Genomic DNA, 16,454 nt, shown 5'->3' on the forward strand with positions numbered 1-16,454 from the left:
CCCTGCTTGCATACTCTCACGACCTGCTTATACTGATCTCTCTTTTGTGGCATGGCGGGTATACCCGGTGGTACTCTAGGTCACATTAGTACTAAAGGCCTACTTGTTCAGTTGAATGGGCAACCGAACTTCGTGGCTACCACCTTTGGGAGATTATCTATGGGAACGATTGTTTCAACGCCAAACCGCTGGCTCGTCCTCATATCTGGCAGCGTTTTCACCTTTGCTTTATCGGGCACATCCGCCTTCTCGGTCTTCGTTTCTCCCCTCATGGAAGAAACCAGCTGGGACATGGGGCAGATTACTCTGGCCTTCACGCTCTACAACATTTTCATTGCGGTCATGGGAATTATCGTCGGAACCGTAGCCCATAAGGTGACGCCCGGCCGTATCGTCTTCACCGGAGCATTATTTTACGGTGTTGGGTGGGCCCTCACCGGCTTTGCTAACAGCGTCATAATGATGTGGCTGACCTTCGGGGTGCTGGCAGGCATCGGCGGTGGCATGATCTATAACTACACCATCACCTCGGTACTCAAATGGTTCCCGGACCGGCGGGGCCTCGCCTCCGGCTTGGTTATCGGATTCGCCGCGGTTGGTCCGGTTTTTGCGGCACCGGTGGCCACCGCAGTTATTGAAGCCAAGAGCGTTTTCGCAGGGTTTATCGTCCTGGGAATTGTTTATGCCATCCTTATGTTCATCTTCGCGGCATTCGTGCGCCCTCCGGCTGAAGGGTATATTCCTGCCGGGTGGACCCCGCCCAGTACGAATTCTTCCGCGCCCGGCGGAGTGCAGCTCACCTGGCGAGAAATGATGAAAACATCGACCTTCTGGCTACTCTTCTTCGTTTTCGTGGGCGCGGGAACCTCCTACATGATGATGCTCGGGGCGGCGGCCACCATCGGTAAAGAACAAGCCGGCATGTCAGTCGAGCTGGCCACGATTTCCGTGACCGTGGTGGCCCTATCCAATTTCATTGGTCGAATGATCTTCGGAGCACTCTCGGATAAATTGGGGCGCGAAATCACTTTGATGATCGCCATGGCCGTCAATGTGGCGGCTATGCTCTCCATGTCCGTGGTGACTAACGCGGGCTTGTTCCTTGCGTTGATGGCCTTGGTCGGGGCTTCCGGTGGCGCCTTACTCGCTCTTTTCCCCGCGTTGGTATCTGACCAATTTGGCGCCAAGTACTCCACCCTCAATTACGCCATTATGTTCACCGCGTATTCCGTTGCTGCCCTCATCGCTCCCCAGCTGGCGGCCTTCTATCGGCAAAGTGGCAACTACGCCCCGGCATTTATGTGGGCAGCGGTTTTGACGGTTGCCGCCATCGCTGCTCTCGGAATTGTTATGAAGAAAGGCGCCGTGTCACAGCGGCGCTCCAAGTAATAAAAGCTGCCGCCAGCGGCGGTATAACCCAATATAAGAGGAGAAAAAATGAGTCAGAAAACTGCTGTTATCACAGGAGCAGCATCAGGTATGGGGCTCACCGAAGCCAAGCTCTTCGCGGAGCGCGGCTACAAGGTTGCCCTTCTTGACGTCAATGAGGACGGTCTGAAATCTGCGGTGGCAGAGATCAAGGCCGCGGGTGGCGAAGCATCATCCTTCACCATTGACCTGACTGATCACGATTCCATCATCGCTACCGTGGCCGAGGTGGAAAAAGAATTTGAGCATATTGACGTGCTCGTCAATAACGCCGGTGTCTTTGATAAGTACCAGGCATCTCTGGATACCCCGCGCGAACGCTGGGATTTCCTCCTGGCTATTAACCTGACCTCCGTCTTTGACATGACGAATGCAGTCCTCCCCGGTATGCTCAAGCGCGGCGAGGGTGCGGTGGTGAATATTGCCTCCGTTGCCGGAATCGTGGCTGCCAAGGGCGGGGCCGCATATACCGCTGCCAAGCACGCCGTTATTGGCTACACCAAGCACCTGGCCTCGGAATACAGCAAGGAAGGCATCCGCTTCAATGCTGTGGCACCGGGGACCATCGTGACGCCCTTAGTCGCGGGCATTGTGGACTCTATTCCCACCGATCCGGTTCCGCTGCGCCGCTTTGGCCAGCCTGAAGAAGTTGCGGAAGCGGTCTTCTTCCTGGCGGACGGCAAGGCCGGCTTCGTGAACGGCACCACGCTGACCGTGGATGGCGGTTTCACCATCCAATAAAGTGCCGGAGAAATTCCGGGAATCACCCCGGTTATCACCGAGCTTCGGGTTCCTCTCAAGCTATACGGGGTGCCGGGCCTAAAAAGATAAAAAGGAAGTGGTCGGAAACAATATCCATGTTTCCGACCACTTCCTGTGCTGGCACTAGCTAACTCACGGGAGCGAGCCAGAGCCCAGCGAAGCCACAGTACTTAGGCGGCGCGCTGCACCTTGCCGGCCTTGAGGCACGAGGTGCACACGTTGAGGCGCTTGGGGGCGCCCTTCACAAGCGCGCGAACACGCTGAATATTCGGGTTCCAGCGGCGGCTAGTACGCACGTGCGAGTGCGAGACGCTCTTCCCGAAGCCCGGGTGCTTGCCGCAGACGTCACAAACAGAAGCCACGGTGTTCTCCTTCGGTTGATCATGGATCCGCTCGCGCACCTGCCGCTGTTCGGTAGATACACCTGAGCGCATAGGAAAATTACAACTCCACTAGTATAGCGGTCAGGAGAGCGCTTGCCAAAGGTTCCCTCCGTGGCGTAGGGCACGTGCGGCGGGAGTGGCGGCGTCGTCGTAACAAACAATGCACAGCCGTAACGGTGCCGGTGCGCACCATAAGAGTCCCGGTCCGCACCATAAGAGTCCCGGCGCGCACCACCGAGTGCCGTGCGGGCAACGTGCTGTGTTGACAGGGGTCGTTCGGGCAACGTGCCGTTAGGGAAAATATAACGCGGGTGTTAATGTGAAGAGTATGGACAGCGCGCAGGCGGCGGCACAGACGCGAGGCGGCAACCCGGCCGTGGTATCGGACGGGTGGACCGCGCTCAGCGTGCCCCTTGAGCGCGCCCTGGGCAAACGCAGCGCCACCTCGTTCGCGCGGCTCGGCCTGCACACGGTGGGCGAGCTGCTCTACCACCTGCCCTTCCGTTACGCACGCCGCGGCGAACTCCTCCCCATCGAGCAGGTGCGCGAAGGCGAGGACGTCACCGTGATCGGCCGGGTGGTGGGCGCGGACTTGCGGCCCATGCGCGCGCGGCGCGGCTTCATCCTCTCCGTTCTTATGACCGACGGCGCCCGCGAACTCAGCCTCACCTTTTTTGCGAAGTCGCAGCGGGTTTTGGCCTACCACGAACGGCGCCTGCAACCCGGCACAGTCGCCACATTTTCGGGCACGGTGAGTTCCTACCGCGGCACCCTGCAACTCACCCACCCGGATTACGACCTGGTGGAAGACGAGGGAAGCGTGGACGTGGAGCGCCTGCGCCGCCCCATCCCCATCTATCACGCCAGCGCCGCGCTACCCTCCTGGAAAATCGAGCGGGCGGTCAGCACCGTTCTTACTGGGCTGACCAGCGCGGATGTTCCCGATCTGCTTCCTGCCGGCTATCGGCGCGCCCACGGCCTGCCCACTCGGCTTGAGGCACTGCGCCGGGCTCACCGCCCCGAGGAGCCCATCACCGCCGCGCTCGCCCAGCTGCCCTTCCGGCACGAAGAAGCCCTGGTGCTCCACACCGTCCTCGCCCGGCGCCGCGCCGCCCGCTCCGCGCATCCCACCACCGCCTACCCGCCGCGCCGGGGCGGACTCCTGGACGCTTTCGATGCCCGCCTGCCATTCGAGCTCACCGCCGGGCAGCGCGCGGTGGGGGAGGAGATTTCCGCGGACCTAGCCGCCACCACCCCGATGCAGCGCCTGCTCCAAGGCGATGTGGGAAGCGGGAAAACCGTGGTGGCCCTGCGCGCCATGCTCCAGGTGGTCGATGGCGGGGGCCAGGCCGCCCTCCTGGCACCCACCGAAGTGCTGGCCGCCCAGCACGCCCGCAGCGTGCGCGAACTACTCGGCGACCTGGGCGCAGGCGGGATGCTGGGTGCAGCCGGGCACTCCACCCGGGTGGAACTCCTCACCGGATCGCTGACCGCCAGCGAGCGCCGCGCCACCCTGGCCCGGATCGCCTCGGGAGAAGCCGGCATTATTATCGGCACTCACGCGCTGCTCTCCGAGACCGTCCAGATTCCCTTCCTGGGCCTGGCGGTCGTGGACGAACAGCATCGCTTCGGGGTGGACCAGCGCGATAGCCTCGCGCGCGGCGTCCACACCCTCGTCATGACCGCCACCCCCATCCCGCGCACCGTCGCCATGACCGTTTTCGGAGATATGGCCGTCTCCACCTTGCGCGAACTGCCCGGCGGGCGCGCCGGGGTGACCACCGTCGTCGTTCCGGAAAACCGCGCGAACTGGATCGCGCGCATGTGGTGGCGCGCTCGGGAAGAAATTGCGGACGGCGGGCGCGTCTACGTGCTCGCTCCCCGTATTAGTGAGAACGACGACGCAGCCGCGCCCGTGGAGGACCCGGGCAGCGAAAGTACGCTGGCCACCGTTACGGAACTGGCCGAACGCCTGCGCGCCCTGCCTCAATTCGAGGGAATCGCGGTGGGGGAGATGCACGGGCGGCTGAGCGCCGCGGAAAAAGATGCCGCCATGGCGGATTTCGCGGCCGGGCGGGTCCCGGTGCTCGTCTCCACCACCGTTATCGAAGTGGGGGTGGATGTTCCGCAGGCCACCATGATGATCATTATGAATGCCGAACGCTTCGGGCTGTCCCAGCTGCACCAGCTACGCGGGCGCATCGGGCGCGGAAGCAAAGCCGGGCTGTGCCTGGCGGTGAGCGGCGCCCCGGAAGGAAGCCTGGCCGCCGAACGCCTCGCGGCTTTCGCCGCCACCACGGACGGTTTCGCGCTGGCCGAAAAAGATGTGGAGCTGCGCTCCGAAGGTGATGTGCTGGGGACGCGGCAGGCGGGAACCACCTCCCACCTGCGTTTCCTCTCCGCGGTGCGCGACGCTGATATTATCGCTACCGCGCGCGCCGCCGCCACGGACCTCGTGGAACGCGGCGCGCTGCCGGCGGAACTGGAGCGGGCCGCGGATGCGCTGGATACCGAGCGCGCCACCTACCTGGAAAGGGGATAAGCAATGACACGTATTGTTGCCGGAACCGCCAAGGGGCATATTCTGCGGGTGCCGAGTTCGGGAACCCGCCCCACCTCAGAAAAAGCACGCGAAGCGGTATTTTCCCGGCTCGACCATCGCGGCTTTATTGCCGATGGGGAAGTCCTGGATCTTTTTGCCGGCTCGGGTGCCTTGGGGTTGGAAGCGAAAAGCCGCGGGGCGCGCGCCGTCGTGCTGGTGGAATCGGAAGGGCCGGCGGTCAGCATTATTCGTGACAACGCCGCCCGCGCCCACCTCGATGTGACCGTGGTGCGGATGAAAGCGGAAAAGTATCTCTCCCAGGAACCGAATTATCGTTTCGACGCCGTTTTCGTGGATCCGCCCTACCGTTATACAGAAGCACAGATCACGAAAGTGCTCGAAGGCCTGGCCCCGCATGTAGCCGCGGACGCCGTCGTCGTAGTGGAACGCGATAGCTCCTCACCGGAACCGAGCTGGCCGGAGGGCTGGGAACTCGATGATTCGCGCCGCTATGGGACCGCGACGCTGTGGACGGCGCAGCGCAGCGCGGGCGCGGAAGGCGAAGAAACGGCGGCGCCCGGCGCAACCGCGGCGGCGAGCGAGCGCCCCGCAGCGGCCGAGAGCGCGCAATAATCGCGCGTCGACTAGGCCGAGCGCCTCAGGAAAGATTAGGCTATAACTATGACGCTTGCAGTCTGCCCCGGATCCTTCGATCCCGTCACTTTCGGACATCTCGACGTTTTTGCCCGCGCCGCTTCCCTCTTTGACGAGGTTGTTATTCTGGTCGCGCATAACTCTTCGAAAAATCCGCTTTTTTCGCCGCGGCAACGCGTGGAGTTCATTCGCGAAGAAGTGCGCCATATGGCCAATGTGCGGGTGGAGGATTTCGGCGGGCTGCTGGTGGATTTTTGCCGCGATATCCGGGCGGACGCCATCGTCAAGGGGCTGCGCTCCGCGGTGGATCTGGACGCGGAATACCCCATGGCGCTCATGAACCGGGAAATATCGGGCATCGAAACGGTGTTCCTGGTGGGGGACCCGGCGAAAGGCCATATTGCCTCCTCGCTGGTCAAAGATGTGGCACGGCACAAAGGTGACGTGCGGAGTTTCGTTCCCGCGCGGGTGGCGCGGGCTTTGGAAGAGGAGATGCAATGACTCAGGATACGCGCGGGGAATCGGTGGTGGAGATCCTCGATGAGCTCCTCGCCCTGGTGGATAACGCCCGGTCCATCCCCATGTCCGCCTCGGTGATGATCAACCAATCCGAGGTGCGTGACCTGCTCCAGCTCGCCCGCGATGCGGTACCTGACCAGGTGCTCCGCGCCGATGATGTGCTGGCCGATATCGATTCGGTGCGCGCCTCCGGGCGCCAGAAAGCTGCCAGTATTATTGCTTCGGCCCGCCAGGATGCCGAAAATATCGTGGCCGAAGCACGCGCCCAGGCCAGCCGGCTCGTCTCCAATGACGCCATCACCATCGCGGCGCGCTCCACGGCCGCCCGGATTGAGGACGAAGCCAAGCAGAAGGCCGAACGGCTGCGCGAAGGCGCCAACCACTACTCCGATTCCACCCTCGCCACCCTAGAAGGCCAGGTCAACGGGGTGGCCGCTGCGCTGGAAGAAGCCGTGCGGGCCGCGCACGAAAAAATGGATGCGGCCCTCGCGCAGATTTACGCGGGCCGGGAAGTCCTCGCCAGCCGCCAAGAAACCACCGACGCTGTTTTTGATCATTCCGAGGAGGAATAGTGGACCTTCGCAGTCCTTTTGTTGTGTCGCTGCACGATTTACCGCGTAGCGACGGCTCCCTCATGCCGGTGCGGGAAACCTTTGCCGCCCCCGCGGATATGGGTATCGAGCTCATGACCGTCCCCACCGGATCCGAGCTGGATGTGGACCTCAGCCTCACCTCGGTTTCCGAAGGCGTGTACATCGGCGGGCAGGTGCATTTCACGGTTGCGGGCCAGTGCTCGCGCTGCCTGCGTGATATTCGCGAAGAACGCACCCAGGACGTATCCGACCTGGCCTACTATCCGCAGCGGCGCGCCGAACTCATCGCCGAAGGGGATGAGGACGCCGAAGAACACCCGGTTATTGAGGATGACCACGTGGATCTGGAACCGGTGCTGCGCGATGCCATCGTGCTCAACCTGCCCTTCCAGCCGCTGTGTTCGCCCACCTGCCAGGGCCTGTGCGCCGGCTGCGGGGAACGCCTGGAAGATCTGCCCGAAGGGCACCACCACGAGGCCCCGCCGCTGCGCTCAGATGCCCTGGATGCGCTGGAAGCCCAGCTGCGAGCACAGGAGTAAGTGAAGTACGTATGGCCTATCGCGAATTAGTGGAACAGTGGGGAATTGACCTGCCCCGGCCGCTGCTGCGCCGCGCCCTCACGCATCGCAGCTTCGCTTTTGAACACGACGAACCTCATAACGAGCGCCTGGAATTCCTAGGTGACTCCATTTTGGGCCTCATTATCGCGGAGAAAGTTTTTCGGGAATACCCGGACGCCTCCGAAGGTGATATGTCCCAGATGAAAACTTATGCGGTTTCCGAAAAGGCGCTCGCCGATGTGGCGCGACGCATCAACCTGGGCGATTCCCTGCGCCTGGGCCGCGGGGAAGACCGCTCCGGCGGGCGCAATAAGGACTCCATCCTTTCCGATACCGTGGAAGCGCTGATCGCCGCCACCTACCTGGAACACGGGATGGAACCCACTCGCGAAATCGTGGACCGGCTCCTCGATTCCAAGATCAAAGACGCCTCCGTGCTGGGCCCGAACCTCGATTGGCAAACGAGTTTCGAAGAGCTCGCGCACGGCCTGGGTTGGGACGGCACCATGGAGTTTGAACTCAGCTCCACCGGCCCGGACCACGCCCGCGTTTTCACGGCTATTGCGTCGATGGCCGGGCGCGAATGGGGCAGCGGCGAAGGCACCTCGCAAAAGAACGCACGCCACGCCGCCGCGGAAGCCTCCTACCGGATTCTCGCCGATCTGATCGAGAAAGGCGAAGTACAAGCGGTGGCTGAGGATAAGAACGACGACGCAGCTCCCGGCACGGGTGCATCCGCCACCGAGGGCACTGCCGGCGCGGAATCCTAGTAGGTAGGCGTGCCCGAACTTCCCGAAGTTGAATCCATCCGGCGCGGGCTGGCCGAGCACCTGGTCGGCCGGCGCATCCTCGCCGCCCGTGCTTTCGGCACCCGCGTAATCCGCCGCGCCCCGCAGGGCCTGGCCCCGGTGGTGGGCCGCACCGTGCGAGCGGTGGTGCGGCGCGGAAAATTCCTGTGGTGCGATATGGGAGAGGACCTTGCCCTCCTCGCCCACCTGGGCATGTCCGGGCAGTTCCGGGTGGATGAGCCGGGTGGGGAAGAAAGCTCGGCCGGGCAGCGCCGCCACCTGCGGGCCCGTTTCGAACTCGATAATGGCCTGGTTCTTGATTTCGTGGACCAGCGCACCTTCGGCTACCTGGCACCGGTCGCTTTCCAGGCCACCGCTGATGGCCAGCCGGGCGGGGCGGGATCCAAGCGCGCCGTCGTACCCGCGCCCGTGGTGCATATTGCCCGCGATCTTCTTGACCCGTATCTGGACGAAACCGCGCTGCGGGGCGTTCTCGGCACCACGCGGCGCGCGCTCAAACGCGTGCTCCTCGACCAGGAGATTGTTTCCGGAATCGGCAATATTTACGCCGATGAAATGCTCTACCGGGCGCGCATCCACCCGGAGGCGACCGCGCTACCCGAGGCCGCGGCACAGGCACTGCTCAACGCCGGGCGGGAAGTACTGGAGGCCGCGCTGGCGGCCGGCGGAACCTCCTTTGACAGCTTGTATGTGCATGTCAATGGGGAGAGTGGCTATTTTGAGCGGTCCTTGCAGGCCTACGGGCGGGCCGGGCAGCCCTGCGCGCGTTGCGGTGCCCCCTTGCAGAAAATTACCCTCGGGGGCCGTTCCACCACGCTGTGCCCGGTATGTCAAGTCGCTCCGATTGGGTAGAATAAGGGCGGATTATTGACCGATGATGGTGATGCAAAAAGGAGGGCCGGCGCGTGGCACAAAATATTCGCGTCATGATTATTGATGATCATGAAGTGGTACGGCGGGGAATCATTGAGGTGGTTGACCGTTCGGAGGGCCTCGAGGTGGTCGCTGAAGCCGGATGCGTAGAAGAAGCGGTGCGGCGCGGCGGCCTGGTGCTCCCCGATGTGGCGCTGGTGGATCTGCGCCTCCCGGACGGCACCGGAATTGACATTATTAATCAATTCCAGGAGGTCAGCCCGGATACCAAGTGCATCGTCCTCACCTCTTTTGATGACGACGACGCCCTCTCCGAATCCCTCAACGCCGGCGCGAAGGCGTATCTTTTGAAGTCGGTGCGCGGGGCGGAGATCTCGGACAATATCAAGGCCGTGGCCGAAGGGCGCGTTCTGCTCGATGAGCGCACGGTCTCGCGCCGGCGCGCCGATCATGATGACCCCACCGCGGATCTCACCCCTTCGGAACGCAATGTTCTTGAGTTGATCGGGGATGGGCTATCCAACCGGGAAATCGGCGAGCAGCTCGGGGTGGCGGAAAAGACGGTGAAGAACCACATCACCTCGCTGCTGTCCAAGATGGGCCTGCAGCGGCGCACCCAGGTGGCCGCGTGGGTTGCCGGCCAGCGTGCCACCGGTTGGCGTAACCAGTAAGAATGCTTGTTGTGGCGGAGCGGCTGAGCGGCTGTGCAGCTATCCGGTTGAGCCGGCAGCCATAGTGCCCGCCTAGGTGCGTGCGCCTGTCCCCCTCACCTAAGCAGGCGTTTAGCCGTCAATAAGGGCCCGCCAGCGCACCACGGTACCGCGTTCGCTTCCCGGAGCGATGGAGAAGGTGCCGTGGTGGCGCCGGGCCCGGGCGGCCAGATTAGACAGCCCCGAACGCCGGCTCAATTCGCCAATGCCCACGCCGTCATCGGCAACTTCCACGCTAATATCGCGGTCGGTGACGGTGACCGTCACGGTGATGGAATGGGCGTGGGCGTGGCGCACCGCATTGGACAGGCATTCGCGCACCACCGCGATAACGTCGTCGCTAATATCTGAGCCGATAGCATCATCGATTTCGGTGTGGGTGCCGCTATCAATGTCCTCGCCGCGCACGGTAATCCGCAGGCTCGGGGTGAAGCCGAGCTGCGCCGTGACGGAGCTGACCTCGCGGCGCAGGCGTGAAACCACCGGAACAGACGTATCCGGGCCGCGCAGCGAGTAAATAATCTGGCGGATCTGCGCCACGGATTCGTCAATTGACTCGATGGCGTTATCGAGGGAATCGAGCACGTTATCGGCCACCGCATCCTCGGTTGCCAAATCATCACGCAGTGCGGCCAGGCGCATCCCGGAAGCAAATAACTGCTGGATCGCGAAATCGTGCAGATCGCGCGAAATACGGGAGCGTTCTTCCAGCTGGGCCGATTGGGCTTGCACATAGCGGGCATCGGCCAGTTCCAGGGCGAGGGCCGCCTGGTTGGCCACGCTTTCCGCCATCGTCAAATCAACCATGTCGAATTCGGCGCGCCCACGCAACCGGGCCAGGATAATAACGCCGCGTGCGGTATCCCCGCCAGCCATCGGCGCGTAGAGAAGCGGACCAAAACGGTCAAGGGGATTATCGGGGGAGGGAGCCGCGGTGCTCGTATCGATAATGCGCCCGAGCCCGCTTTGGGCCACGGCCCGCGCCCGGGAATCCCGCCCGAAGGTGGTTCCCACCAGGTCCTGCCCGGCGTCCCCCGCCACAAATTCGCAGGCCCAGGTATCGGCCACTGAAGGCAGAATAATGAGGGCCAGGTCGGCATCCGCGACCCGCCGCATTTCGGTGGCGATGAGCTGGAGGGCCTCTTCTTCGTCGCTTCCTTGCAGCAGCGCGATAGTGATGCGCCGCGAGGCGGAAAGCCATTGCGCACGCGAGTTCGATTCTTCGTACAGGCGCGCATTTTCGACGGCGATGGTGGCCGCGCGCGCCAAGAGCGCAATGAGGTTAATATCGGATTCGCTAAAAGCCCCGGGTTTGTTAAAGAAGATGACCCGGGCGAGCACCCGGTTTCCGGTCATGAGGCGGGAGGTGAGGAAATTGGTGATACCCGGGCCGTAGATTCCGTCCTGGTGATTGGCGGCGCTCAGGGGAGTGCTGCCAGCGGCGGGTTCCGGGGTGATGCCGCTCTCATCGTGCACGGCGCTCACCGCTTCGGCGCGATCCCACATCACGGTATCCTCATCGCCCAGGCTAGCTAGGTCCCGATCTAGGCTGGTGGGGGTGAGGCTGGCAGCCGCGGGCAGCGGCTGGCCCAGGGTGACAATGCTCGTCACCTTTTCCGCCGAATTGAAGATGAGAACAGCGGCGCTGGATGCCCCGGTTAGTTTCAATCCGGCGCCGGCCAGATTTTCGAGCACCTGGGTGCGATCCAGGCGCGCGGTCAAGGCCAGCGCATTGAAAATAACCGTTGTGGTATCCAGCATCCTTATTCCTGTTTCGCCGCCCATGCGTATGAGGCGAGCCTTTCGGTGAGCTCCTCGTGGGTGCCGCGCGCGCTCACGTGGGCGATACCGCCCTCATCACGGGTTATCACAATAACCTCGTCGGCCGCATCGAGGGGCGTGAGCCGGTGCGTCACCAAGATAATAGTACGCGGGTCAGCGCTATTCTTACCTGCCCGGAGCAAATCGCGGATAAGCTCATCGGCGGTTTCCGGGTCAAGGTGCTCTCCGGGCTCATCCAGGAGCAAGAACTCCGCGTCGGAGGCCAGTGCGCGGGCAAGGAGCAGGCGCCGTCGTTCTCCACCGGAAATCGTGGCGGCGTCCTCTCCCAGCAGGGTGTGTACCCCGCGCGGAAGCTGGGTGAGCCAGGTGCCCAGGCCAGCTCGCACCAGCAGCTCCACCGCTTCTCTTTCCGTGACCGAAGGGCGGGCCACCCGCAGGTTTTCCAGCACGGTTGTTTCGAAAACGTGCGCGTCTTCCGCAGTGAGGGTGAGGGTGTGGGAGACGGTGCGCCGGTCGAGGGTGGAAACTTCGTGCCCGTCCAGGCGCACCGAGCCGGCGTGCGGGCGCAGCATTCCCGCCAGGGTATAGAGCAGGGTCGATTTCCCGATTCCGGAATGCCCCACGATAGCGATGGAGGAGCCGCGTTCCACGTGCAGCTCGAAAGGTCCGGCCACATCCGGGCCGCCCGGCCACCCGATAATAAGGTCGGTGGCATGCAGGCCGCGTTCCGCAACCGGGGCAGGGGCTTCCGGTTCTTCGCTGCGCTGGGCGCGGTCGAGGAGCTCAAGGATTCGCTGGGCGGCCTTGGCCGAACGCACCAGCTGGATAGCGGCTTCCCCGAGGCCCTGGGTGGCTTCGAAAGCGGCGAGCGGGGTGAGCACACAGACCGCCAGCGCGGTGGCGGAAAGAGTGCCGGCATCCAGGGCGCGGCTCCCGATAAGAATTGCACCCACCACGGCGATGCCCATGGCGAGGGTATCGAGGGCGATGGCGAGGGCCTGGGGGCGGGCCGCGGCATCGCGGTGGCGGAAGATCCGCTGTTCGGTGGCTTCCTGCACCTCCTCCATGGCGCCGACCCGCCCGGCAACCCGCAGCTCCGCGGCGGAATCCAGCATGGTCAGCGCGGTAGCGGAAATCTCGGTTTCGTCACGCACTTGCGCTTCTTCGGCGATGCGCCCACCGCGCATGGCCAGGTAGGGCGCGAGAATCCCGGAAATCAGGAGGCAGCCTGCCAGCAGCAGACCGATGGGCGGGCACAAAATCCCCACGATGAGGCAGGAGACCAGGCAGACGATGCCGGCAACCGCGCCGGGTTGCACCGCTTTGACGACGACGTCGCCAACCGAATCGACATCCCGGCCGGTACGGGCGAGCAGGTCACCGCGCCGTACCGAAGTAACGACGTCGGTGGGGGAATCGGCCAGGGTCGCGTACACGGCAGTACGCAGATTGGACATCCCGTAGAGGGTCACCCGGTGCGAGAAAATTCGGTTAACATAGCGCAGTAATGCCTTGGACACCCCGAAGAAACGCACCGAGGTGGTGGCTACCCCGAGGGCAAGCACCGGTGGCATTTGGGACGCACGGGTAATAAGCCAGGCAGAAACGGCAGCCAGGGCCACCGAGCTGCTCAACCCGGCCGCTCCCGCCGCAACGGAGCCCCAGAATCCGCCTTTATCCACGCGCAACAGGCGCAGGGCACGGATAAGAGCGCGGCGTTCATCTTGAGGGAAAGTACTCACTTGGTCACCTCGGTTGTCTGGGAGTTGGTGGATGCGGTGGCTTGCGTTTGCGCGGCAGTTTGCGTTTGTGCGGCAGTTTGCGTTTGTGCGTGCGCTGCCGCGGGCTCTGGGACCGGCCTCGCGGTGGCGGGAGACGCGGTGGCCGGTTGCGCCGTCGTCGATACAACATCAATAACAGCGTCCGCAAGATCGAGAAGCGCGGTGCGGTGCGCGATCACAATAACCGTGCGGCCCTGCGCGCGTAGATGCGCAACAGATTCGACGACGCGCTTTTCGCTACGGGCATCCAGGTGGGCGGAAGGTTCATCGAGGAGCACCAGCGGGCGCTCGGATACCAGGGCGCGGGTAAGAGCAAGGCGTTGGCGCTGACCAACGGAGAGGCCCACCCCGCCCTGCCCAATAAAGGTATTCCAGCCTTCGGGAAGCTCGGCGATGACCTCATCAAAACCGGCGAGGGCGGCGGCGCGCTCCAGGGCCGGGCCCGGAGTCACCCCGATATTTTCCGCCACGGTTCCCGGCACGATCACCGGGCGTTGGGAAACCCAGGAGACCTGCGCCCACAGGCTTTCTTGGTTGATCTCTTCGAGCGGGGTGGTGCCGATATGCACGGTTCCGCTATCGGGGGTAATGAAGCGGAGGAGCACATTCGCCGTCGTCGTTTTTCCGGAACCGGAAGCCCCGCGCAAAGCCGTGACGCGCCCGGGAAGGATCTGGGCATTCAGATGCGAGGGAGCGATGGTATCGCGGCCCGGCGCGAGCACCGAAAGATCAGAAATAGTGATGGGGGAGGTGGCCAGATCCGGGCAGTCGAGCGTGCCGTTTTCCACGGGCAGGGGCTGTTCTAGCAGGTCGAAAACCTGGGAGGAGGCGGCCACTCCGTTAGAGGAGGCGTGGAATTGGGTGCCCACTTCCCGCAGCGGTTTAAAAACTTCCGGAGTGAGCATAATAATCGTCAGGCCGGTGAAAAGGGAGACGTTTCCGGCCACCATGCGCAGGCCCACCTCCACCGCGACGAGGGCGGTGGAGAGGGTGGCGAGGAATTCCAGAACAGCACCGGAGAGGAAAGCAATATAGAGAGTTTGGAGTGTTTTCTTCGCGTAATCATCCCCGAGGTGCTTGACGCGCCGGGCCGGGCCTTCTTCACGCCCGAGGGCCTTGAGGGTAGAAAGGCCACCCAGGAGATCAAGGAGCTGCTGGCCCAGGCGCTGCATGGAAGCGAGGCGTTCATTGGAGAAAGCCTGGGTCATGCGCCCGATGAGAATCATGAAAATCGGGATGAGGGGGATGCAAGCCACGATGGCGATAGCGCTCACCCAATCGAGGAAAAGAATAACGACCAGCGCGAAGGGCGTGACCGTGCAGGTGAGGATGAGCTGGGGGAGGAATTTGACGAAATAGGGTTCCAGATCGTCCAGCCCGGAGGTCACCAGGGTAACGGTGGTGGAGGTGTTTCCCGCGGCGAGCCAGCGGTCGCCCAGGTCACCGGCGCGGCGTAGTACCCGGGCACGCAGATTGGCGATGGTGCGCAGTGCGGCGCGATGACCGTAGGATTCACGGATATAGATGAGAAGGCTGCGCGCAGTGAAGGCCGCCGCAACCCCGAACACGGGCCAGCCAATATCACGGAAGGTGAGATCGCCGTCCGCCACCGGGGCAACGGAGGCGGCAATAAAGAAGCATTGCGCGAGCACGAGCGCCGTTTCGAGAAAACCAACGCCGCCGAGTAAAGCGACGTAGCGGCGCGCCGTGGGCGCAAATTTCATGAGTCGAGCATCAACGGGCTTCATTCTTCTCCTTGCACTCTGCTTTATCGTAGCCCGCCCGGTATTGCTTACCCGGCGGCCACGCGAATTCGCGAGGCCGCTACGGCGGTTTGAAGAGCGAGTTTCTGAAGGTGGGGGTTTATGAGGGGAGGCCGCGCGCACGGTGCGTGCGCGCGGCCTCCCGATCTCACGTGCTACTTAGCGAACCTCGAACTCGCGGATCTTCTTCGGTTCCAATCCCACGGGTTCCTCGGGGATTTGGCCAGCGTCAATGCGCTTGCGGAACACGGAGTATGCCCACACCGTGTAACCGAGGACAATCGGAACGAAAATGAGTGCCGCAATGGTCATGATGGTTTGCGTCGGCGCGGTGGCCGAAGCCTGCGCGATTGTGAGGGAGTAGGCCTCGTTGATCGACGACTTCATGACGTAGGGGACCATCATCGCGAAGATGGTGGATACCGCCCCGGCAATTGCCGCGAAGTGCAGCCCGAAGGCCAGAATTTCACGGTTGGCCCAGGTGGCTACCACGGTGGCGATGAGAAGCAGCGCGCAGATAGCCAGCGGGATAATCGCCAGCACCTGCGAGCTGTACACGAAGTAGGCCCACAGCGCCCAGACCGCGGTGATCGCCGTGGAGATCACGGTGGTGCGCTTCGCCAGGTTAATGGAGCGCAGCTGGAGTTCACCGGCCGTCTTAATCGAGAGCCACAGCGCGCCGTGGCTGAAGAAGAGCGAGAGGGTCACGAGCCCGCCCAGGATGGTGAAGGGAGTGAGCAGCGAGAAGAACCCGCCGGTCAGGTAGTGGTGGTTATCCGCAAGGGCTTCCCAGGTCACCGCATCGGGTGCCACGGCCACGAACTCACCGGAAGAGTAGTTGCCCACTTCGATCTTCATCCCGGCTACGAGGTTGGCGAAAGCCACCCCGAAGAGGATCGAGACGATCCACGAGACGATGCAATGCAGGGTGTCCCAGGTGTTGCGCCAGCGCTCGGTGCGGATCATCTTGCGCCATTCGAGGGCGCAGATCCGGATAATGAGGCAGACGAGCACCAGGACAAGGGCGATGTACATACCCGAGAACATGGTGGCGTACCATTCCGGGAATGCCGCGAAGGTAGCGCCACCGGCGGTGAGCAGCCACACTTCGTTGCCGTCCCAGTGGGGGCCAATCGAGTTGATCATCGCGCGGCGTTCACGTTCATTGCGCGCAAAGGTCTTGAGGAACATCCCCACGCCGTAGCCGAAGCCCTCCAGAGCGAGGAAACCAATCCACAGGACCGCTACGAGGATGAACCACAGTGTCATCAAAAATGTTTGTTCCATGAGGTCCT

15 protein-coding genes are annotated in these 16,454 nt (G+C 63.0%); 10 read left to right on the plus strand and 5 right to left on the minus strand.

All coding sequences use genetic code 11. From position 1 onward, the window contains the following. Nucleotides 1-159: 159 nt before the first annotated feature. Entirely contained in the window at nt 160-1,389 is a 1,230-nt protein-coding gene (locus tag ACRQHG_RS01340) for an L-lactate MFS transporter (protein ID WP_435713283.1), read from the plus strand. A 48-nt stretch (nt 1,390-1,437) separates the two neighbouring features. Next, entirely contained in the window at nt 1,438-2,169 is a 732-nt protein-coding gene (locus ACRQHG_RS01345; RefSeq protein ID WP_026429463.1) for an SDR family NAD(P)-dependent oxidoreductase, read from the plus strand. Nucleotides 2,170-2,360: 191 nt separating this feature from the next. On the opposite strand, the gene rpmB is transcribed toward ACRQHG_RS01345, so the two are convergent. After that, nucleotides 2,361-2,552, minus strand: coding sequence for a 50S ribosomal protein L28 (gene rpmB, locus ACRQHG_RS01350; RefSeq protein WP_016442917.1), 192 nt, complete (start codon nt 2,550-2,552; stop codon nt 2,361-2,363). A gap of 349 nt (nt 2,553-2,901) precedes the next feature. Here rpmB and ACRQHG_RS01355 point away from each other — a divergent pair, with 349 nt between their 5' ends. From ACRQHG_RS01355 to ACRQHG_RS01390, 8 genes are all read left to right on the plus strand, one after another. Next, complete coding sequence (locus ACRQHG_RS01355; protein ID WP_435719386.1) at nt 2,902-5,115, plus strand: ATP-dependent DNA helicase RecG; 2,214 nt, start codon at nt 2,902-2,904, stop codon at nt 5,113-5,115. A 3-nt stretch (nt 5,116-5,118) separates the two neighbouring features. Next, entirely contained in the window at nt 5,119-5,748 is a 630-nt protein-coding gene (gene rsmD, locus ACRQHG_RS01360; RefSeq protein WP_435713281.1) for a 16S rRNA (guanine(966)-N(2))-methyltransferase RsmD, read from the plus strand. A 48-nt stretch (nt 5,749-5,796) separates the two neighbouring features. Then, entirely contained in the window at nt 5,797-6,270 is a 474-nt protein-coding gene (gene coaD / locus ACRQHG_RS01365) for a pantetheine-phosphate adenylyltransferase (protein ID WP_016442914.1), read from the plus strand. Further along, the gene (locus tag ACRQHG_RS01370; RefSeq protein ID WP_435713280.1) at nt 6,267-6,860 is read left to right on the plus strand and encodes a F0F1 ATP synthase subunit B family protein; all 594 of its coding nucleotides are present in this window, start codon (nt 6,267-6,269) and stop codon (nt 6,858-6,860) included. Before coaD ends, ACRQHG_RS01370 begins: the two co-directional genes overlap by 4 nt. After that, a complete protein-coding gene (locus tag ACRQHG_RS01375; RefSeq protein ID WP_435713279.1) occupies nt 6,860-7,420 on the plus strand; it encodes a YceD family protein in 561 nt (186 codons plus the stop codon). The genes ACRQHG_RS01370 and ACRQHG_RS01375 overlap by 1 nt, the downstream gene beginning before the upstream one ends. A gap of 11 nt (nt 7,421-7,431) precedes the next feature. Then, nucleotides 7,432-8,211, plus strand: coding sequence for a ribonuclease III (gene rnc, locus ACRQHG_RS01380; protein WP_435713278.1), 780 nt, complete (start codon nt 7,432-7,434; stop codon nt 8,209-8,211). Nucleotides 8,212-8,220: 9 nt separating this feature from the next. After that, complete coding sequence (gene mutM, locus ACRQHG_RS01385; protein WP_435713277.1) at nt 8,221-9,102, plus strand: bifunctional DNA-formamidopyrimidine glycosylase/DNA-(apurinic or apyrimidinic site) lyase; 882 nt, start codon at nt 8,221-8,223, stop codon at nt 9,100-9,102. Nucleotides 9,103-9,176: 74 nt separating this feature from the next. Further along, complete coding sequence (locus ACRQHG_RS01390) at nt 9,177-9,794, plus strand: response regulator (protein ID WP_039899046.1); 618 nt, start codon at nt 9,177-9,179, stop codon at nt 9,792-9,794. A gap of 111 nt (nt 9,795-9,905) precedes the next feature. Here ACRQHG_RS01390 and ACRQHG_RS01395 read toward each other — a convergent pair whose 3' ends face one another. The 4 genes from ACRQHG_RS01395 to cydB all read right to left on the minus strand — a co-directional run bounded on the left by ACRQHG_RS01395 (nt 9,906) and on the right by cydB (nt 16,446). After that, complete coding sequence (locus tag ACRQHG_RS01395) at nt 9,906-11,594, minus strand: GAF domain-containing sensor histidine kinase (RefSeq protein WP_435713276.1); 1,689 nt, start codon at nt 11,592-11,594, stop codon at nt 9,906-9,908. Between the two features lie 2 nt (nt 11,595-11,596). After that, the gene (cydC, locus tag ACRQHG_RS01400; protein ID WP_435713275.1) at nt 11,597-13,357 is read right to left on the minus strand and encodes a thiol reductant ABC exporter subunit CydC; all 1,761 of its coding nucleotides are present in this window, start codon (nt 13,355-13,357) and stop codon (nt 11,597-11,599) included. Continuing rightward, nucleotides 13,354-15,144 (minus strand): thiol reductant ABC exporter subunit CydD, encoded by a 1,791-nt coding sequence (cydD, locus tag ACRQHG_RS01405; RefSeq protein ID WP_435713274.1) that lies wholly within the window; start codon nt 15,142-15,144, stop codon nt 13,354-13,356. Before cydD ends, cydC begins: the two co-directional genes overlap by 4 nt. A gap of 174 nt (nt 15,145-15,318) precedes the next feature. Then, complete coding sequence (gene cydB / locus ACRQHG_RS01410) at nt 15,319-16,446, minus strand: cytochrome d ubiquinol oxidase subunit II (protein WP_087070878.1); 1,128 nt, start codon at nt 16,444-16,446, stop codon at nt 15,319-15,321. Between the last annotated feature and the right edge of the window lie 8 nt (nt 16,447-16,454).

Origin of the sequence: Actinotignum vesiculae (assembly GCF_051267215.1) — a bacterium.
GTDB lineage: Bacteria > Actinomycetota > Actinomycetes > Actinomycetales > Actinomycetaceae > Actinotignum > Actinotignum schaalii.